Annotated in this window: 17 protein-coding genes and 1 tRNA gene; 9 read left to right on the forward strand and 9 right to left on the reverse strand. The window is 64.2% G+C overall.

Features of this window, described 5'->3' with window-relative positions:
- Position 1: 1 nt before the first annotated feature.
- The 7 genes from G9408_RS05990 to G9408_RS06020 all read left to right on the forward strand — a co-directional run bounded on the left by G9408_RS05990 (position 2) and on the right by G9408_RS06020 (position 8367).
- Positions 2 to 1270, forward strand: a complete 1269-nt coding sequence (locus tag G9408_RS05990; RefSeq protein WP_168453090.1) for an NAD(P)/FAD-dependent oxidoreductase — start codon at positions 2 to 4, stop codon at positions 1268 to 1270.
- The gene (locus G9408_RS05995) at positions 1267 to 2610 is read left to right on the forward strand and encodes an aspartate aminotransferase family protein (RefSeq protein ID WP_168453091.1); all 1344 of its coding nucleotides are present in this window, start codon (positions 1267 to 1269) and stop codon (positions 2608 to 2610) included. Before G9408_RS05990 ends, G9408_RS05995 begins: the two co-directional genes overlap by 4 nt.
- A 7-nt stretch (positions 2611 to 2617) precedes the next feature.
- Positions 2618 to 4009, forward strand: coding sequence for a glutamine synthetase family protein (locus G9408_RS06000; RefSeq protein WP_168453092.1), 1392 nt, complete (start codon positions 2618 to 2620; stop codon positions 4007 to 4009).
- Positions 4010 to 4100: 91 nt separating this feature from the next.
- Positions 4101 to 5207 (forward strand): ABC transporter substrate-binding protein, encoded by a 1107-nt coding sequence (locus G9408_RS06005; RefSeq protein WP_168453093.1) that lies wholly within the window; start codon positions 4101 to 4103, stop codon positions 5205 to 5207.
- A 160-nt stretch (positions 5208 to 5367) separates the two neighbouring features.
- Positions 5368 to 6273, forward strand: a complete 906-nt coding sequence (locus G9408_RS06010; protein ID WP_168453094.1) for an ABC transporter permease — start codon at positions 5368 to 5370, stop codon at positions 6271 to 6273.
- A complete protein-coding gene (locus G9408_RS06015) occupies positions 6273 to 7115 on the forward strand; it encodes an ABC transporter permease (RefSeq protein ID WP_168453095.1) in 843 nt (280 codons plus the stop codon). Before G9408_RS06010 ends, G9408_RS06015 begins: the two co-directional genes overlap by 1 nt.
- 121 nt (positions 7116 to 7236) lie before the next feature.
- Complete coding sequence (locus G9408_RS06020; RefSeq protein WP_168453096.1) at positions 7237 to 8367, forward strand: ABC transporter ATP-binding protein; 1131 nt, start codon at positions 7237 to 7239, stop codon at positions 8365 to 8367.
- 92 nt (positions 8368 to 8459) lie between these two features.
- Here G9408_RS06020 and G9408_RS06025 read toward each other — a convergent pair whose 3' ends face one another.
- The 9 genes from G9408_RS06025 to G9408_RS06065 all read right to left on the reverse strand — a co-directional run bounded on the left by G9408_RS06025 (position 8460) and on the right by G9408_RS06065 (position 19211).
- The gene (locus G9408_RS06025; protein WP_168453097.1) at positions 8460 to 9398 is read right to left on the reverse strand and encodes a DUF808 domain-containing protein; all 939 of its coding nucleotides are present in this window, start codon (positions 9396 to 9398) and stop codon (positions 8460 to 8462) included.
- A 155-nt stretch (positions 9399 to 9553) separates the two neighbouring features.
- Complete coding sequence (locus G9408_RS06030) at positions 9554 to 10927, reverse strand: aspartate aminotransferase family protein (RefSeq protein ID WP_168453098.1); 1374 nt, start codon at positions 10925 to 10927, stop codon at positions 9554 to 9556.
- Positions 10928 to 11128: 201 nt separating this feature from the next.
- Entirely contained in the window at positions 11129 to 11869 is a 741-nt protein-coding gene (locus G9408_RS06035) for a gamma-glutamyl-gamma-aminobutyrate hydrolase family protein (RefSeq protein WP_168453099.1), read from the reverse strand.
- Positions 11870 to 11952: 83 nt separating this feature from the next.
- Positions 11953 to 12029: transfer RNA gene (locus G9408_RS06040), tRNA-Arg, on the reverse strand.
- A 44-nt stretch (positions 12030 to 12073) separates the two neighbouring features.
- Positions 12074 to 12601, reverse strand: coding sequence for a DUF1254 domain-containing protein (locus G9408_RS06045; protein ID WP_168453100.1), 528 nt, complete (start codon positions 12599 to 12601; stop codon positions 12074 to 12076).
- A 1-nt stretch (position 12602) separates the two neighbouring features.
- Positions 12603 to 13178, reverse strand: a complete 576-nt coding sequence (locus G9408_RS06050) for a DUF1214 domain-containing protein (RefSeq protein WP_168453101.1) — start codon at positions 13176 to 13178, stop codon at positions 12603 to 12605.
- Positions 13179 to 13269: 91 nt separating this feature from the next.
- Complete coding sequence (gene ppdK, locus G9408_RS06055; RefSeq protein WP_168453102.1) at positions 13270 to 15930, reverse strand: pyruvate, phosphate dikinase; 2661 nt, start codon at positions 15928 to 15930, stop codon at positions 13270 to 13272.
- A gap of 112 nt (positions 15931 to 16042) precedes the next feature.
- Positions 16043 to 18193 (reverse strand): glycine--tRNA ligase subunit beta, encoded by a 2151-nt coding sequence (gene glyS / locus G9408_RS06060; protein WP_168453103.1) that lies wholly within the window; start codon positions 18191 to 18193, stop codon positions 16043 to 16045.
- A gap of 136 nt (positions 18194 to 18329) precedes the next feature.
- The gene (locus G9408_RS06065; RefSeq protein ID WP_168453472.1) at positions 18330 to 19211 is read right to left on the reverse strand and encodes a glycine--tRNA ligase subunit alpha; all 882 of its coding nucleotides are present in this window, start codon (positions 19209 to 19211) and stop codon (positions 18330 to 18332) included.
- Between the two features lie 252 nt (positions 19212 to 19463).
- On the opposite strand from G9408_RS06065, the gene G9408_RS06070 reads away from it, so the two are divergent.
- Both G9408_RS06070 and G9408_RS06075 read left to right on the forward strand, forming a co-directional pair.
- Positions 19464 to 19679 carry a helix-turn-helix transcriptional regulator gene (locus tag G9408_RS06070; RefSeq protein ID WP_120216601.1) on the forward strand — a complete coding sequence of 72 codons (216 nt, stop codon included), beginning with the start codon at positions 19464 to 19466 and terminating at the stop codon, positions 19677 to 19679.
- Positions 19666 to 20286 carry a hypothetical protein gene (locus G9408_RS06075; RefSeq protein WP_235957481.1) on the forward strand — a complete coding sequence of 207 codons (621 nt, stop codon included), beginning with the start codon at positions 19666 to 19668 and terminating at the stop codon, positions 20284 to 20286. Before G9408_RS06070 ends, G9408_RS06075 begins: the two co-directional genes overlap by 14 nt.
- Positions 20287 to 20304: the final 18 nt, after the last annotated feature.

Below are 20304 nucleotides of genomic sequence, written 5' to 3' on the forward strand. Positions count from 1 at the left end.
AATGACCGATCCGCTGAGCCACAGCTATTATGCCGCGACCGCGCGCGCGTGGCGGCCGCGACCCTTCGACGGGAACGATTGCAGCTGCGACGTCGCGGTGGTCGGCGGTGGGTTCACGGGATTGTCCGCCGCCCTAGCTTGCGCCGAGCGCGGCTTTTCGGTCATCGTGATCGAACGCGAGCATATCGGCTTTGGCGCATCCGGTCGCAACGGCGGCCAGCTGATCCCGGGACTTCGCTGGACGGCCTCGGAGCTGGAATCCGAATTCGGTCGCGATCGCGCCGATGCGCTGTTTGACCTGTGCTGGCGCAACAACCGCGTGAAGGCGCGGATCGAAAAGCACGGCATCGACTGTGACCTGAAGACCGGACATCTGGAAGCCGCGTGGACGCCCAAGGACTTCGGCGCGATGCGCCGCGAGGCCGATTATCTTGCAAACCATTTCGGCTACCGGACCGATGTCGTCATCAAGGCGGATATGGCGCAGCATATCGCCAGCCCGCTCTACCATGGCGGCATCCATGACCCGCAGGGCGGTCATTTCCACCCGCTGAACTATGCGATCGGCCTTGCACAAGCCGCCGAAGCCGCTGGCGTCCGCATTTGGGAGCATGAGCGCGCCCATCGCATCACCGATAATCCTGAAGGACCGGGGGTGATGACCGATCGCGCGCATATCGGCGCGCGCTTCGTGATCGATGCGACCGACAGTTGGATTGGCCATGTCGAGCCTGACCTTGGCCGCTACACCGTGCCGATCATGAACTACAATATCGCGACCGCGCCGCTCGTGAACGCCGATGACCTGTTGCCAAGCGACGCCGCGGTCGCCGACAGCCGCTTCGTGCTCAACTATTTCCGCCTTTCCGCCGACAAGCGGCTGATCTTCGGCGGCGGCGAGCGCTATTCGCAGACGCCACCGCGCGACATCGCGGCGTTCGTGCGGCCGTTCTTGGCCAAGGTGTTCTCGCAAATCGCCAAAGCGCCGCTCGACTATGGCTGGGGCGGCGCGGTGGCGGTGACGATGAACCGGCTACCGCATATCGGGCGGCGCGGGAACATGTTCTTTGCGCACGGCTTTTCGGGGCATGGCGCGCTGGTGACGACGCTGGCGGGCGAACTTATTGCCGAGGCGATGGCGGGGACCGCCGAGCGGTTCGATGTGCTCGCCAGCCTGCCCTCAAAGCCCTTCCCCGGCGGCAAATGGCTGCGCCAGCCGCTCGCGACGCTGGGGCTGCTCTATTATGCGATGAAGGACCGGCTCGGATGATCGCCAATGCCGCCATTGCGCGCGTTGCCGACCGCGAAGGCGAACGCTTCCGCACCGCGAACCCGCGCGCCTTTGCCCATCACGCCGCCGCGACCGGGTGGTTTCGGTCGGTGCCGTTCCACTGGATGCGCGACTGGCCCAGCCCGGTGCCGATCGTGGCAGCGTCGGCGAAGGACGCGACGCTGACCAGCATCGACGGCCAGACCTACGACGATTTCTGCTTGGGCGACACCGCCAGCCTGTTCGGTCATTCGCCCCCCGCGCTCGCCGCGGCGCTGTCCCAACAGGCGAGCGAAGGGCTGAGCTACATGCTCCCGACCGAGCGCGGCGCGGCGCTGTCGGCCAAGCTCGCAGCGATGTTCGGACTGCCCCAATGGCAGGTTACGACCACCGCCAGCGAAGCCAATCGCGCGGTCATCCGCTGGTGCCGCGGGGTCAGCGGGCGCGCCAAAATCCTGACTTTCAACGGCGCCTATCATGGCGCGGTCGATGACGCCTTTGTCGACCTGAAAGGCGGCGCGCCGGTCATGCGCGCCAGTCTGGTGGGACAGGTCCACGACCTCCGCGACACGACCACCGTGATCGAGTTCAATGACGAGGAAGCCCTCGCGACCGCGTTGCGCCGCGACGAGATCGCCTGTGTCCTCGCCGAGCCGGTGATGACAAATGTCGGTATGGTGCGCGATGCGCCCGGGTTTTTGGAAACGCTACGCGAGCTCTGCACCGAGACCGGCACCCTGCTCGTGTTCGACGAAACCCACACCATCTCTTCGGGCTATGGCGGCCATGGGATCACGCACGGCCCGCGGCCCGACCTGATGGTCGTCGGCAAGTCGATCGGCGGCGGCGTGCCTTGCGCGGTCTATGGGTTCAGCGCCGAGGTCGCCGAGCGCATGGCGGCGCTCAATGCGTCGCGCCCGCCCGGGCACAGCGGCATCGGCACCACGCTTTCCGCCAACGCGCTCGCGATCACCGCGATGGACTCGATGCTGTCCGATGTCATCACGGAAGCCGCCTACGACGATATGCTGCGCGGCGCCGCGCAGCTGGTCGCGGGACTGGAGCAGGAAATCGTAGCCGCCGGGCTCGACTGGCACGTTACCCAGGTCGGCGCGCGCGTCGAATTCCTCACCTGCCCGACCCCACCACGGAACGGCGGCGAAGCCAAGGCGGCGATGCACCCTGAACTCGAGGCCGCGATCCACCTCTTCCTCGCCAATCGCGGAATTTTGCTGGCGCCGTTCCACAATATGATGTTGGTGAGCCCGGTTACCGGCGAAGACCAGATCGACCGGCTCGTCGGCGCGTTCGCCGACTGCGCAAAAGCGTTGAAGGAGTAGAGGGGCGATGTCGAAATCATCGGGCGTAGTGGCGCCGCGGTCGGAGGCGGAAGCTTTTTTCAAGGCCAATCCAGACGTCGATTCGATAGAGATGATCTATACCGACATGGGCGGCGTGCCGCGCGGCAAGCGGCTGCGCCAGCATGAGGTGCTGGCGGTGTATGACAGCGGGCGGATGTTCCCCGGATCGATCACCGTCGTCGATATCACCGGGCAGGACACCGTCGAAACCGGGCTGGTGTGGGAGGACGGCGACGCCGACCGCTCGATGAAGCCAATCCCCGGCACCCTCGTCCGCACCCCGTGGGGCGGCGATCATGCCGCGCAGTTCCTCGTCGATTTCTACGAACTCGACGGCACCCCGCACGATCTCGACCCGCGTCATGTCCTTGGCCGTGTAATCGACCGCTTTACTGCGGACGGGCTGACCCCGGTGCTCGCGGTCGAGCTCGAATTCTATCTCGTCGATCCGCGCCGCGCCCGCGACGGCACGGTGCGCCCCGCCCGGCCCGGGTACAGTCGCGACACGCCGCGCAATGTCGAAGTCTATGGCCTCCGCGAGCTCGACGATTTCCGCCCCTTCTTCGACGCGCTCTATGCTGCGACCGACGCGCAGGACATCCCGCTTGAAAGCGCGATATCCGAATTTGCCCCTGGCCAGTTCGAGCTGACCTTGCGCCATAAGCCCGACGCGCTGCGCGCCTGCGACGATGCGATCATGTACAAGCGGCTGGTCAAGGCGGTGGCGCAGCAACACGGCCTCGAAGCCACCTTCATGGCCAAGCCTTTTGCCGATCAGGCGGGCAGCGGCATGCACATCCATGTCTCGGTCAACGACGGCACGGGTACCAATATTTTCGCAAGCGACGACCCCGAAGGCACCCCCGCCTTGCGCCACGCGATCGGCGGGATGATCGGCACCGTCGGCGATGGCTTTGCGCTCTTTGCGCCGCATGCAAACAGCTATCGACGCTTCAAGGCGAACAGCTACGCCCCTGTCGCGCCGACCTGGGGCGTCAACAACCGCACCGTGTCGTTCCGCATCCCCGCCGGTCCGCCGCCGAGCCGCCATGTCGAGCATCGCGCGTGCGGCGCCGACGCCAACCCGTACCTCGCGGTCGCCGCCGTGCTGGCGGGCATGCACCACGGCATGACGACAAAGGCCGATCCGGGCGCCGCGGTCGTCGGCAACGGCTACGACCGCGACAACAGCGGCGACGACAAGCCCCCGTCGAACTGGTTTGCCGCCGTCGACCGATTCCACGCCTCCGGGCTGATGCGCGATTATCTCGGCGACCGCTTCGTCGACATGTTCAGCATCGTCAAACGCGTCGAACAGGATAATTATTTCAGCGTCGTTCCAACGCTCGATTACGATTGGTACCTGCGCAACGCATGAAAGTTTCACGAAATCTTGGTGCAGCGCAAAAAACCACTTCCCAAGCGCGCTCGATTGAGTCAGCTTGACGTCACAGACAGGGAGGCTCGCGATGGATTTCAACGAACTGATCAAACAGACCCGCGGGCGCCGCTCGCTGCTTCAGGCGATGGGCGTCGCCGCGATCGGGATCAGCTTCGGCGGCCTCGCCGCGTGCAGCAAGGGCGAAGGCAAGAAGCTCGCGAATGGCGAGGAAGCCAAGCTTAACTTCTATAACTGGGACACCTATATCGGCGAGACGACGCTCGACGATTTCAAGGAAGCCAGCGGCGTCGAGGTCAAGATGGACCTGTTCGACAGCAACGACGTGCTGTTTGCGAAATTCAAGGCCGGTAACCCCGGTTACGACGTCATCGTGCCCTCGAACGACTTTGTCGAACGCATGGCACAGGCGGGCATGTTGCAGGCGCTCGACCATGCCGCGATCCCCAATATGAAGAATATCGACCCGACCTTCATCGACGTCGACTACGATCAGGGCCGCAAATTCTCGATGCCCTACACCTGGCTCGCGCTCGGCATCGGCTATCGCAAGTCGAAGGTGAAGGCGAAGCCCGACAGCTGGAAAGTCCTGTTCGACAGCCCCGAATATGCCGGCCGCATCGCCTGGTTGTCCGAAGCTGGCGACATGTTCCGCCTCTATGGCAAATATCTCGGCAAATCGGTCAACGCGCTGACCCCGGCCGACATCGCGACGATCGAGGCGATGATGATCAAGCAAAAGCCCAATGTGAAGAATTTCCACGTCGACGACGGTCAGGATCTGCTGCTGAAGGGCGATATCGACCTGGTGCTCGAATATAATGGCGACATTGCGCAGGCGATGACCGAGGACGACGACATCGATTTCGTCGTGCCCAAGGAAGGCAGCCAGCTCAATTCGGACAATCTGTGCATCCCGAAGGGCGCGCCGCATCCCAAGAACGCGCACGCCTTCATCAATTACATCCTCGACGGCGAAGTCGACAAGAAGATCACCGAAACGATCCTCTACCCGACCCCCAACACTGCGGCGAAGGCGCTGATGCCCGACAGTTACAAGAACAACCCGGTCATCTATCCGCCCGCCGACGTGCTGGCGAAATGCGAATATGCCAAGTTCAACCCGACGTTGCAGCCGTTGTTCGAGGAAGCCTTTACGCGGGTTCGCGCGGCGTAAATGCCAGGCTCGGCCGAAATGAGTGTTTCCCCGCGAAGGCGGGGATCCATCTCCGGTCGGTTTGAAATCGCGCCAACAGGAGATGGGCTCCCGCCGTCGCGGGAGCACGCAGTTTGCCACATCGAACAAAGCTCAGAACTTTAGAGGAGGCAATCGGGGGGTGGCCGAACAGGACTGGAAGACGAGCAAACGAACCTTCGCGGCGGTATCGCTGCCGACCCTGTTCTGGGTGGTCCTCTTCTTCCTCGTGCCGATGGCCATCGTCTGGCTTTACAGCTTCGGCGAGAACCGCGGCCTCACCGAAATCGAATTTTCAGGCACGCTCGACAATTACAAGCGCGCCACCGAATGGCTCTACCTCACCATTTTCGGCAAGAGTTTCGCGGTCGCAGCGCTCGTCACCCTAATCTGCTTGATCGTCGGTTTCCCGGTCGCGATGGCGATCACCTTTGCCAGCGAAAAATGGCGGCCGTGGCTGCTGCTCGGCATCATGCTGCCGTTCTGGACCAACCTCCTCATCCGCACCTATGCGCTGATGATGCTCCTCGGGACGCAGGGGTTCGCCAACAAGGGGCTCGGCGCGCTGTGGGAGGGAACGAGCTGGATCAAGACGCTTGTCGGGTTGCAACCGCTGCCGACGTGGGAGCCGGTGCAACTGCTGTTCAACAATTTCGCGGTCGTCTTCGGGCTCGTCTATGTCCATCTGCCCTTCATGGTGCTGCCGCTCTACGCTGCGCTCGACCGGCTCGATCGCAGCCTGATCGAGGCAAGCCTCGACCTCGGCGCCGGGCATTTCCGCACCATCATGCGCATTGTCGTGCCGCTCGCCGCGCCCGGCATCATCGCCGGGGTGATGATCACGCTGATTCCTGCGCTCGGGGCGTACCTGACCCCCGACCTGATGGGCGGCACCGACAGCCAGATGATCGCCAATGTGATCGAACGCCAGTTCAAGAAAGCCAATGACTGGCCGTTCGGGGCCGCGCTGTCCTTCCTGCTCATCTACGCGATGTTCATCCTGATCGCGATCCAGTCGATGCGCAAAAAAGTGCCGGAGGTTCGCTGATGGCCCTGTTCGCGCGCGCACCGATTGCCCCGCTCGAATATAGCCGCACGCTTTGGATGCGGCTGTGGGTCGGCGCGGTGATGGTCTTTCTGTACGCGCCGCTGGTCGTGCTGATGATCTTCAGCTTCAACGACAGCAAGCGCAACGTCGTGTGGCGCGGCTTCACGACCAAATATTATGAAAAGGCGCTGGGTAATGACCAGCTGGTCGAAGCGCTGATCAACTCGCTGACCATCGCGGCGCTCGCAACGCTCGCCAGCCTCGTCCTCGGCACGCTCGCCGCGGTGATGCTCTGGCGCTTCCGCTTCCCCTGGAAAGGCGCGATCGACGGCACGATCTCGCTGCCGATCATCGTGCCCGAAATCTGCCTCGGCGTCGCCTTTCTGATGTTCTTTGCCGCGGTCGGCTGGCCAACCGACCTGATCTGGCCGTTCAACCTCGGCGCGATCACGATCGCGCATATCACCTTCTGCTTTCCCTTCGTGACGATGGTCGTCCGCTCGCGGCTCGCGACCTTCAACCGCGAGCAGGAGGAAGCCGCCAAGGACCTCGGCGCCAGCGAGGCGCAGGTGTTCCGCGACGTGCTGATCCCGCATATCAAGCCCGCGCTGGTCGCGGGCGCGCTTCTCGCCTTCACATTAAGCCTCGACGATTTCGTCATCACCTATTTCACCAGCGGCCCCGACACGATCACATTCCCGGTGAAGGTCTATTCGATGGTCCGCTTCTCGGTGACGCCCGAAGTCAATGCGGCGTCGACCCTGCTCATCATCCTGACCGTCGTCCTGACCTTTATCGCATTGAAGGCCCAGGGCGTGAAAGCCATTGCGGAGACGCATTGATGGACCACCCCCTGTTTCCGCTCGTGTCGTGCAAAGTCGAGACACCCCAAAGGCCCGCACTGCCGATGGGCATCTCGACTTCGCTCGATGCGAACGGTTTTATTAGGCTGAACCCTTGACCATGACCGAACCCGCCAAACCGATCATCCAGATCCAGAATGTCTCGAAACGCTTTGGCAAGGTCACCGCGGTCGACAATGTCAGCCTCGACATCAACGCCGGGGAGTTTTTCGTCCTGCTTGGCCCGTCAGGCTGCGGCAAGACGACGCTGCTGCGGATGATCGCCGGTTTCGAGCTGCCGACGGAGGGGCGCATCCTGATCGACGGGCAGGACATGGCCGGCATCCCGCCAAACAAGCGCCCGGTGAACATGGTGTTCCAAAGCTACGCGGTGTTCCCGCACATGAGCGTCGCCGACAATGTCGCTTACGGGCTGAAGATTGCCGGGGTGAAGGGTGGCGAGGTCAAGGACCGCGTCGCCGAGGCGCTCGAACTCGTCAAGCTTGGCGGCTTTGGCGAGCGCATGCCGGACCAGATGTCGGGCGGCCAGCGCCAGCGCGTCGCGCTCGCGCGCAGCCTGGTGATGCGCCCCAAGGTGCTGCTGCTCGACGAACCCCTCTCAGCACTCGATGCCAAACTTCGCGCGCAGATGCAGTTCGAGCTCAGCGAATTGCAGGAAAAGGTCGGCATCACCTTCGTCACCGTCACCCACGATCAGGACGAAGCGCTGTCGATGGCGTGCCGCATCGGGGTGATCAACAAGGGTGAGGTCGCGCAGCTCGCGACCCCGTCGGACCTTTACGAATATCCCGCCAACCGCTTCGTCGCCGATTTCGTCGGATCGGTGAATATCTTCGAGGGCAAGCTGACGTTGGACGAGCCCGACAAGGCCGCGGTCGATTGCCCGGGGGTCGGCAAGATTTACCTCAACCACGGCGTCACCGGCCCCCACGGCGCCGACGTGTGGGTCGCGCTACGCCCCGAGAAAATCTATCTGCACGTTCCGGGCGAAGGCAAAGCGGTGAAGGCCGCGGCGCAGGACGCGCCCGACGGTTACAATTTTGCGCGCGGCAAGATCAAAGGGATGAGCTACCTCGGCGACATCACCTTGTTCGAAATCGAGCTCGACGACGGCGCGCGCATCCGCGTCTCGCGCCCCAATCTGTCGCGTCACGATCAGGAAGATTTCACCTGGGACGACCGGGTGAGCATGCACTGGCGCGCCGACAGCCCGGTGGTGTTGCTGGGGTAGCTTCCTTCGTCATTGTGAGGAGCGAAGCTACGCGGCAATCCAGAGTAGCGTAGACCGCCCTGGATTGCTTCGCTTCGCGCGCAATGACGACGTTAGTGGGCGGCCTTTTTCCCGGGCACCAGATGCAGCGCTGCGACAATCAACCCGCCAAGCACCAGCCCGAATACGCCCGCGCCGCCAGCATTGATCAGCCATTCCCAGAACCCGGCACCGGGCAGACCGCCCGCCACCGCATGCGCGAAATCGTGGAGGCCATGACCCAGATTGCCGATATGATATTGATCCAGCCCGTGCAGGAATATCTGCCCGCCGACCCACAGCATCGCGGCGGTGCCGACGATTGCCAGCGTCGCCAGCAGCTTGGGCATGAAATTCACCAGTCCGCGTCCGATCGCGCGCCGGGCCGCCGAACCGGCTTTGGCCATGTGCAGGCCGATGTCGTCCATTTTCACGATCAGACCGACGACGCCATACACCGCGATCGTGATCGCGATCGCCACGACGATCAGCGTTGCAGCGCGCATCGCGAACGGCTCGGTCAGCACTTCATTGAGTGCGATGACCATGATTTCGGCCGACAGGATGAAGTCGGTCCGGATCGCGCCCTTGACCATGGTTTCTTCATGGTTCGGATCGACGACCTCGGCAGCCTCTTCGGCAAGGCTGTGCTTCTTTGCGGCAAAGCTGTGCCACACCTTCTCGGCACCCTCGAAACACAGATAGGCGCCGCCGACCATCAGCAGCGGCGTGATCGCCCATTGTGCCACTGCGGATAGCAGCAGCAGTGCCGGCAGGATCAGCACCAGCTTGTTGAACATCGACCCCTTGGCGATCCGCCAGATGATCGGCAGTTCGCGGTTGGGCTGGAACCCGGTGACGTAGCGCGGGGTGACCGCAGCATCGTCGACCACCACACCCGCGGCCTTCACGCCCGCCTTGGACGCCGCGGCGCCAATATCATCGATGCTCGCCGCCGCCACTTTCGCGATCGTGGCGACATCGTCGAGCAGGGCAAAAAGGCCGGATGGCATAGGGTGTTGGTCTTTCGTCTATTCGGTGAGATATTCAATGAGAGCGTTCATCGTCCCTCTAGCCGTTCGTGTCGAGCGAAGTCGAGACACGTTAAGTTCGCGCTCGACTTCGCGTGTCTCGACTTCGCTCGACACGAACGGAACTCGAGAACGCGCTAGAGCGCCCGCAGCTTAGGCAGCACCTCATCGAGCGATTTGCGAATAATCGCAACCAGGTCGTCGATCTGCTCGGTCGAAATCACCAGCGGTGGGCACATCACCAGGCTGTCGCGGATGCCGCGCACCATCAAGCCGTTCGCAATACACGCATCGCGCGCCATCGGCCCCGCGGTGCCCTCGGCCCCGCCGAACCGCGCCCGCGTCGCCTTGTCGGCGACAATCTCGACCGCGCCGAGCAGCCCGATCGAGCGCGCCTCGCCGACGAGCGGGTGATCATTCAACGTCGCCAGCGCCTTGGCCAGATGCGGCCCGGTCACGCTGCCGGTCCGCTCGACCAGCCCCTCGCGCTCGATAATCTCGATATTCCTGAGCGCGACCGCCGCCGCCACGGGATGGCCCGAATAGGTGAAGCCGTGGACGAAATCGCCGCCCGTCTTGAGCACTTCGACGACGTGCGCCGCGACCGCGGTCGCCGAAATCGGCAGGTAACCCGACGACAGCCCCTTCGCCATCGGCATCAGGTCGGGGGTGAAGCCCATCGTCTCGTGCCCCCACATCTTGCCCGTGCGCCCGAAGCCGCAGATGACCTCGTCCGCGACGATCAGCAGGCCATATTTGCGCGCCACCGCCTCGACCTTCGACCAATAGCCCTTGGGCGGGATGATCACCCCGCCCGCACCCTGCACCGGCTCGCCGATGAAGGCGGCGCAATTTTCGGGTCCGACCTCCAGGATCTTGTCCTCGATCGCCTGCACGCAGGCGTCGCAAAATTCCTCCTCGGTCATCCCCTGCCCTTCGCCATAGGCATAGGGCTGGCGAACATGTTCGACCCCGGCGATCGGCAGGTCGCCTTGCGCGTGCATAGCCTTCATCCCGCCCAGCGACACGCCGGCGACGGTCGAGCCGTGGTAAGCGTTCCAGCGGCTGATAAAGACAGTGCGCTTGGGCTCGCCCTTCAGTTTCCAATAATGGCGCACCATGCGGAAGACGGTATCATTGGCTTCGCTGCCCGACGCGTTGAAAAACACATGCGGCAAGCGATTGCCCGTGAGCGAGGCGATCTTGGCCGCCAGCGTCACCGTCGGCGGCGTCGCGGTCTTGAAGAAGGTGTTGTAGAACGGCAGCTCGCGCATCTGCGCGGCCGCCGCCTCGACCAGCTCCTCGCGGCCATAGCCGACATTGACGCACCACAGCCCCGCCATCCCGTCGAGGATGCGGTGGCCGTCGCCGTCGTGGATATAGCAACCCTCGGCATGGGTGATGATGCGGCTGCCGCCGAGTTTTTCGATCTCGGCCCAATCGGCCTGGGCGGGCAAGTGGTGCGCGACGTCGAGGCGCTTGAGTTCGGCGATGTCGTGATTGCGGGGCATGTTTTTGTTCCTGAAATACCCCTCCCTTGCAGGGAGGGGCTAGGGGTGGGTACGCGCGAAGCGCGTCCTGAGGGCGAGAGGGCAGAAGTTCGCCTGCGGCTCACCCCACCCCAACCCCTCCCGCAGGCGGGAGGGGAGCCTCTGATCAGGGCGAAAAGCTGATCCGCGCAAGATAGCGGTCGTAACGGGTGACGCGGCGGTTCATAATTCGCCTCTTAGCGCGCGGCCGAGCAGGCGGAAATAGGTCTGGCTTTCGGCATTGTCGTCGGTCCCCCATTCGGGGTGCCACTGCACCGCGAGCAGCGGTGCGCCGTTCGGGCGCGCGCTATAGGCCTCGACCAGCCCGTCGGGCGCGCGCGCTTCGACCCGCAAACCGTCCGCGAGTTCGCCGACGCCTTGATAATGGACCGAATTGACGTCGATCGCCGCCTTGCCGTAAGCGGCGGCAAGCAGGCCGTCGTCGGCCAGCTCGACTGCGTGGCGATGCTCGAACATGCCGTCAAAATTGACGCCGTCGGGCGCGTGATGCGCCAGCAAATCCTCGCTCGCCGACGTATCACGGCGCAGCGTCCCGCCCAGCGCGACATTGATTTCCTGAAAGCCACGGCAAATTCCGAACAGCGGTCGCTGCGCAGCGATCACTGCGTCGACCAGCTCGATCATCATCCGGTCGCGGTCGGGATCGAACGGCCCCTCGCCCGCCCCCGCATCGCCATAGCGCGCCGGTTCGACATTCGACGGGGTTCCGGTCAGCAGCACCCCGTCGAGCCGCCCCACAACCTCGTCGGCGCGCATGAAATCAGGGAGCGAGGGAATGATCAATGCCGCACAATCGGCATATTGCATCGCCGCGGTCGCATAGCGGTTCATCACCGCCTGCGCCGTCTCGACGCCGACGGTGCGGTTGCAGGCGATAATGCCAAGGACGGGACGCGCGGCCATACCGTCTTGCTGCCGATTTTCATCGCGCGAGGCCAGCGGAATCTTCCGCGCTCCGCTGCAGGATGAAGGCCGATGGTGGGAAATGGCGCACCCGGAACGATTCGAACGTCCGACCCCCAGATTCGTAGTCTGGTGCTCTATCCAGCTGAGCTACGGGTGCGTGGAGAGGCGCCTTTAAGGGGCGCGGCGCAGGGGCGCAACCCCCTATTTCAGCTTTGTGACCGTCGCGCAGGTCGATTGGCGCCGGACCGCGTTCAGGGCGCCGATTTCCTTGGGATCTTTCAAAAGCAGACGAACGAGCGCGATGCCGCGATCATGGGTCGTACGGACCACTTCGGCGCCCGCCGGCACCGCCTGCCCATCGCGCGCCACGACGATTCGGAACGGCTTGCCCTGTGCTTCGACATCGTTGCGCACAAAGATGACATCGGTCGCGGCATCAAAGATGCTCAGCGAGCTGTAGCGACCGGGAACGGGGGTGACGTCGATCGCCAGCGGTCCCGCCGACAGATCGTAGGGGCAGCTGGAATAAGCAAGATCGGGGCTGGGCCGCACGACCGGCTGGCGCGCGGGGGTTGCCAGATTGCCGTGCGACATCGTGTTGATCCCGCCCTGCCCCAGCCGCTCCATCGCGACGTTCATCAGGCCATAGGGGATCGCGCCGATTGCCGCCCATGCGGTGACCGCGGTAAGGATAAGGCCAAAGGCGAGCGGACCGAGCCAGTTGCGCATCTCAGCAGCCCTCCTTCACGATTTTCGGCAGCGCCGCCTTCGCCGGGTCGGCACGAAACGCCGCCCCGGGATTGTACATGCGCAGGGTCAGCTGGAACGGTTCGCCCTTGACCCCGGGCAACCACGCCGCGTCGGCGGGTTTGTCAGGCGAAATGACGACGCGCCACGCGCCATCGGCATCGAGCGCGACGTTGGCGCCGTTGACCGACCAGACCCCCGCCGGATTATCGACCAGATAGCCCGTGTCGTTATAGACCGTCACGCTCCACCACCGCGCATCGAGCGGGGTACCCGACAGGCTGTAGCGACAATTGCCGTCGAGCGGCGCGCCGCTCGCGTCGGTTTTCGCCATCCAGTAGATCGTTTCCCTGGCGGGCAGAGCGAGCAGCCCCGAGCGCGCGACCATCGCGCGCGTCAGCGGATCGGTCGCCTTGGTCCCATAGCCAAGCGAAGTCGTCCACGGGCCGTTCCTGATCGCGCCGTCGCCAAGGCCGCCGTTGGTGAGCGCCCAGGCTGCGCCGAGCCCCACCGCCAACCCGGCTAACAGGGTGATCGAATAGCGGTGCCAGCTTTTCATGTGCACGTTCCCCCGTCGCCCCCGCGAAGGCGGGGGCCGCTGGCAGCGTTACGCAAGGTTGATAGCGCCCCCGCCTTCGCGGGGGCGACGATCATTTCGCCTTCAGCGCCGCCTGCGCTGCCGCCAGACGTGCGATCGGCACACGGTAAGGCGAGGCGCTGACATAGTCGAGGCCGGTTTTTTCGCAGAAATGAATGCTCGGCGCGTCGCCGCCATGTTCGCCGCAGATGCCGAGCTTGACGTTCGAGCGCGTCGCCCGGCCGCGATCGGCCGCGATCTCGATAAGCTGCCCGACGCCCTCGACATCAAGGCTGACGAACGGGTCGGTCAGGAAGATGCCCTTGTCGACATATTGCGTCAGGAAGCGGCCAGCGTCGTCGCGGCTGATGCCGATCGTCGTCTGGGTAAGATCGTTGGTACCGAAGGAAAAGAATTCGGCGCTCTCGGCGATCTCGCCCGCCATCAGCGCGGCGCGCGGCAGTTCGATCATCGTCCCGACGAGATAGGCGATCTCACGCCCCTTTTCGGCGAACACCGCCTTGGCCTGCGCGTCGACGACCGCCTTCATGAGGTCGAATTCGCGGCGCGTCGCGACGAGCGGGATCATCACCTCGGGGATCGGCGCGGCGCCGGTTTCGGCGGCGACGTCACACGCCGCCTCGAAGATCGCGCGCGCCTGCATCTCATAGATTTCAGGATAGGTGACACCCAGACGACAACCGCGATGCCCGAGCATCGGGTTGAACTCGTGCAGCTCGTTCGCGCGCGCCTTGAGCGCCTCGATCCCCACCCCCGCTGCAGCGGCGACATCGGCGAAATCTTCCTCGCGCGTCGGCAGGAATTCGTGCAGCGGCGGGTCGAGCAGGCGAATCGTCACGGGCAGGCCCGCCATCACGCCGAAGATCGCGGCAAAATCGCCGCGCTGTTCGGGGAGCAATTTCGCGAGCGCCGCGCGGCGGCCCTCCTCGCTGTCGGCGAGGATCATCTCGCGCACCGCCGTGATCCGCGCGGCGTCAAAGAACATATGTTCGGTGCGGCAGAGCCCGATGCCCTCGGCACCGAAATCGCGCGCGACCTGGGCGTCCGCCGGGGTTTCGGCGTTGGCGCGCACCTTCATGCGGCGCACCTTGTCGGCCCACCCCATCAGGGTGCCGAAATCGCCGACGAGTTCGGGCAGGAGCGTCGGAACCTCGCCCGCCATCACCTCGCCGGTCGAACCGTCGAGGGTGAGGATGTCGCCTTCGCGCAGTTCGCGCCCGCCGACGCGCAGCACGCGCGCATGGCCGTCAATCGACAGCCCGCCCGCGCCCGAGACGCACGGACGTCCCATCCCGCGCGCGACCACCGCCGCATGGCTCGTCATCCCGCCGCGCGCGGTCAAAATGCCCTTCGCGGCGTGCATGCCGTGGATGTCCTCGGGCGAAGTTTCGACGCGGACGAGGATCACCGCCTCGCCCATTTCCGCCGCCTTTTCCGCATCATCGGCGGTGAACATGATCTTGCCCGACGCCGCGCCGGGGCTGGCAGGCAGCCCCTTGGTCAGCACGTCGCGCGGCGCCTTCGGATCGAGCGTCGGGTGGAGAAGCTGGTCGAGCGCGCCCGGATCGACGCGGCCGACGGCTTCCTCTTCCGAAATCAGCCCCTCAGCCGCCATTTCGACTGCGATGCGCAGCGCCGCCTTCGCGGTGCGCTTGCCCGACCGCGTTTGCAACATCCACAGCGTCCCGCGTTCGACGGTGAACTCAATGTCCTGCATGTCGCGATAATGGGTTTCGAGCGTGTCGAAGACGCGGCCGAGCTCCTCGAACGTCTCCGGCATCGCCTCTTCCATCGACAGCGGCTTGGCACCGGCCTTTTCGCGCGCTTGTCGGGTCAGATATTGCGGGGTGCGGATGCCCGCGACGACGTCCTCGCCCTGCGCATTGATCAGCCATTCGCCGTACCAGGCGCGCTCGCCGGTCGCCGGATCGCGCGTGAACGCGACGCCGGTTGCCGAGGTGTCGCCCATATTGCCGAACACCATCGCCTGCACATTGACCGCGGTGCCCCATTCGCCGGGGATCGAATTGAGGCGGCGATAGACTTTCGCGCGGTCGCTTTCCCAGCTCGCGAACACCGCGCCGACCGCGCCCCACAGCTGGTCGCTCGGTTCCTGCGGGAACGGCGCGCCGGTCTCGCGCTCGACGATCGCCTGATATTGCTTGACCAGCGCCTGCCAGTCTTCGGCCGACATTTCGGTATCGAGATAGAAGCCCTTGTCTTCCTTTGCGATTTCCAGCGCTTCCTCGAACTCGGCATGGTCGAGCCCCATGACGACGTCGGCGTACATCTGGACGAAGCGGCGATAGCTGTCCCACGCAAAGCGCGGATCGCCCGACGCTTCGGCAAGGCCAACGACGGTCTGGTCGTTGAGCCCGAGGTTGAGAACGGTGTCCATCATCCCAGGCATCGACACGCGCGCGCCCGAGCGGACCGAAACCAGCAGCGGGTCGGCGGCGTCGCCGAAGCGCTTGCCGGTAATCCCCTCGATATGCGCGATGCCCGCGGCGACATCCTCGACGAGGCCCGCCGGATATTGCTCGCCATTGGCGTAATATGCGGTGCAGACGTCGGTGGTGATCGTAAAGCCCGGGGGCACCGGCAGGCCGATCGAGGCCATTTCGGCGAGGTTCGACCCCTTGCCACCCAGCAATTCCTTCGAACGCTCGGCCGTCGTGGCCGCGCCGCCGAACAAATGCACCATCTTCGTCATCATATGCTCCTGCTGCCCCGGGGAGGAGGTTGCGGCTGGATAGGGTTGAGAAGTCCTGTCGTCGATTCAGATTTACTTCGCGCGATATAAGAAGCGGCGCATAGCCGCAGCGTCAGCCCTCGATCTTCGAAAAATCGGCCACGCCATGCACCGCGCCGGTAAATCGGGCGAGCAGGCCGAGGCGATAGGCGCGGACCGCTTCGTCGGCGTCGTTGACCATCACGCCGTCGAAAAAGGCGTCGATCGGGGCGCGAAGCGACGCAAGCGCAGCCATGGCGTCGGTGAAACGCTCCTCGGCGACGGCGGTAGAGGCTGCGGGTTCGGCGGTGTCGAGCGCTGCAAGCAAGGCGGCGTCCGCGTCGGTCGGCGGCGTTGCAGCGCCGTTGCCGCTCACCTCGCCCGCCTGCTTCAGGATGTTCGCCGCGCGCTTGTAGCCCGCCAGCAGATTGGTGCCGTCTTCGGTCGCCAAGAATGCTTGCAAATCGCGAGCGCGAGTTTCCGTGCGATCAAGCCGAGTGTCATCTCGACTGTTCCATTCGCGCGAAGCTTGCACCACATCTGCCGGCACGCCAGTTTCACGCAATTGAACTGCCAAACGCTCCGTCAAGAAGTCCGGAATCGTTGTCAGAATTTTGCGATCGGCGATCTGCTTTTCGCTCAATCGGGCAGTCGGATCGCTTTGGCCAAGCCATTGCGTCGCAGCAGCGTCAGTCGACAGCTTCAGCCCGTTTTGCAAAATTAGACGCAGGGAAGAAATGCCTGCACGCCTGAGAGCGAACGGGTCCTTCGATCCTGTCGGGAACATATCTTCACGGAAGAAACCAAAAAGCGTATCCAGCTTATCCGCCAACGCCACAGCCACCGTCACCGGCGCCGTCGGCACGTCATCACCCTGCCCGACCGGCTTGTAATGGTCGCGGATCGCGTCGGCGACGGCGTCGGGCAGGCCTTCGGCGCGGGCGTAGTAGCCGCCCATCAGGCCTTGGAGTTCGGGGAATTCGCCGACCATCTCGGTAACGAGATCGGCCTTTGCCAGTCGCGCGGCGAGTTCGGCTTGGTCGGCCAATTCAGCCGTCGCCCCCGCGGAGGCGGGGGCCGTTGTCGTCGGTGCACTACCTCCAGCGGCCCCCGCATTCGCGGGGGCGACGATCCCCTCTTCGACCAGCCACCGTGCAAGCTTCGCGACGCGCTCGACCTTGTCGGCGACGGTGCCGAGCTTTTCGTGGAAGGTGATGTTCTTGAGCTTCTCGGCGTGCTGCTCGAGTGTCTTCTTCTGATCCTGTTCCCAGAAGAAGCGTGCGTCGGACAGGCGCGCCGCGAGCACCTTGCGGTTGCCCGCGACGATCTCCGCGCCGCCGTCCTTCGCGTCGATGTTCGCTGTGCAGACGAAGCCGTTGGCGAGCTTGCCGCCCGCACCGTTCACGACGAAATATTTCTGGTTCACGCGCGCGGTGAGCTGGATGACCTCGGGCGGCACTTCGAGGAAGGCTTCGTCGAAACGGCCGAGCAGCGGCACCGGCCATTCGGTGAGCCCGGCATTCTCGATCACCAGCCCCTCGTCCTCGACGAGGCTCAGCCCCGCATCGGCCGCGGCCTTGGCGGCACCGTCGCGGATTATCGCCTGTCGTTCCTCATGGTCGACGATGACGTGGCAGGCGCGCAGCTTCTCGGCGTAATCAGATGCCGATCCGATGGTGATCTCGCCCGGGCAGTGGAAGCGATGGCCGCGCGTCGCGAAACCCGCAGAAATCCCGCTAACTTTACACTGAATCAGATCTTCGCCGAAGATCGCAACGATACCAGACAGCGGGCGCACCCAGCGCAGGCTTTCGCTGCTCGCGCTTTCCTTGCCCCAGCGCATCGACTTGGGCCAGGCGAAGGCGCGGACGATCGCGGGGATCGCCTCGGCCAGGACGTCGGCGGTCGCGCGGCCAGGCTTGTCGATCACCGCGAAATACACTCCGTCGCGATCCTCGAGCTGGTCCTGCGTCAGCCCGGTCTTGCGCAGGAAACCTTCGAGCGCCTGCGGCGGCGCGCTGCTGCGCGGGCCCTTGAGTTCCTCGCTGACCGCCGCGGTCGCTTCGGGCAGGTCGCGCGCGATCAGGGTAAGGCGGCGCGGGGTCGACCAGATGGTAAGTTCGCCCGCCTCGATGCCCGCGGCCGACATCTGCGCCCGAAACAGCTTTTCCAGTTCGGCGCGCGCACCGGCCTGCATCCGCGCCGGGATTTCCTCGCTGCGCAGTTCGAGAAGAAAGTCGGTCACAGCAAATCCTCCGAACCCCAAACCCCGTTCGCATCGAGCGAAGTCGAGATGCCCCGGAGGATGGCGCTAGACCGCTGCGTGTCTCGACTTCGCTCGACACGAACGGAGAAGGAGGCGGCGAAACAACGATAGGCCATCACAGCGTCCATCCCGGATATTTTTCGGTCCAGCGTTCGGACTGGCTGTCGATCCACGCCTTGCAGCTGCCCTTCGCCAGGTCGCGGACGCGCGCCATATAGTTGGCGCGTTCCTGCACGCTGATGACGCCGCGCGCCTGAAGTAGGTTGAAGAGGTGGCTCGCCTCGATCGCTTGGTCATAGGCCGCCAGCGGCACCCCCGCTTCGATCGCGCGGTTGCATTCGGCCTCGGCCGCCTTGAACCCCGCGAACAGGCTGTCGGTATCGGCGACCTCGAAATTCCATTTCGAGAACTGGCGTTCGTTCTCCAGAAACACATCGCCATAGCTCACCGCGGCGACATCGCCGACCGCGTCGGAAAAGCGCAAATCGTACACATTGTCGACATTCTGGATATACATCGCCAGCCGTTCGAGCCCGTAGGTCAGCTCGCCCGCGACGGGCTTGCAATCGAAGCCGCCCATTTGCTGGAAATAGGTGAACTGGGTGACTTCCATCCCGTCGCACCAGACTTCCCAGCCCAGCCCCCACGCGCCGAGCGTCGGCGATTCCCAGTCGTCCTCGACGAAGCGGATGTCGTGGAGCAGCGGGTCGATGCCGATTGCGGCGAGCGAGCCGAGATACTGCTCCTGCAGGTCGGCGGGCGACGGCTTCAGGATGACCTGATACTGGTAATAATGCTGGAGGCGGTTCGGGTTCTCGCCATAGCGGCCGTCGGTCGGGCGGCGGCTCGGCTGGACATAAGCGACGTTCCACGGTTCGGGGCCGAGGCTGCGCAGCGTGGTCGCGGGGTGGAATGTCCCTGCCCCGACGCGCATGTCATAAGGCTGCAGGATCGCGCAGCCGCGCGCGCTCCAATAATTGTGGAGCGTCAGGATCATGTCCTGAAAGCTTAAGGGTTTCGTCTCCGCCGCGTCGGCCACTATCCGCTCTTTCGCAGGTGCAACAACTGCTGCCGCCCTTGGCGCAGCGGGGTCGCAGGGTCAAGGGCGAGGGGCGCGCGGATGTCGGCGAAAGTGCCGCTTAATGCGACATCCGACGGCAAATGTAAGGTCTTGTTGACACAGTCAGCGAATCATATCATTTAGTCAACAACACCTGACATACGGTCAGGGACGCATGACGGATTGCCGATGAACAACCAGTTGAAGGTGCTGCGCGCGATGCGGAACTGGAGCCAGGCCGAACTGGCCGACCGGCTCGACGTATCGCGGCAGGCGGTCAACGCGATCGAAACCGGGAAATACGATCCGTCGCTGCCGCTCGCATTCAAGCTGGCGCGCCTGTTCGCGATGCCGATCGAGGAAATTTTCGACGATGGCCATGAGGGACAAGATGATGGACATTGAACCGCAAAAGCGCCGCGCGCCCAGCATGGTCTGGCCGATCGCGATCGGCCTAGGCACCGCGATGCTGGCGGGCGGCTTTGCCGGTTACAATCAATCAGCAGCCGAAAATGGCGATGCCGTGCTGGCACCCTGGATCGGTCCCGTCGTCGCGATTCTGATCGGCGGCCTGGCACTGGCCTATTACGTCCGCCGTTATGCCGACTGGTTCCGCAACTGGTCGCCGCGCAAGCGCCTGTACTGGGTCAGCCTGACCTTGTCGTGTGCGCTGGGCTTCGTCGCGGCCATGGTGATGCAATCGGGGACGAGCGGACCCGAGGGATTGTTCAGCAATGCCGCAATGACCCCGACGGTTGCGATCGGCCTGTCGGTGATGTGGGTGGTCGGTCTGACGATCGCGCTGGTCCTCTATCACCGCACGGTCGATGACCATGAACGGCGGGCCTATCATCTGGGCGGGCTTGCCGGCTTTTACGCCTTTGTTTTCCCCTGCCCCGTCTGGTGGGTGCTGTGGCGCGCCGATCTGGCGCCCCCGGTCGAGGCGATGCCGCTGTTCGCCCTGTCGCTGGCCGCCAATGCACTATTCTATTTCTGGTTCAAGTTTCGCTGACCTTTTTCGCTCTCCCCT

The organism is Sphingopyxis microcysteis (assembly GCF_012274265.1).
Taxonomy (GTDB): domain Bacteria; phylum Pseudomonadota; class Alphaproteobacteria; order Sphingomonadales; family Sphingomonadaceae; genus Sphingopyxis; species Sphingopyxis microcysteis.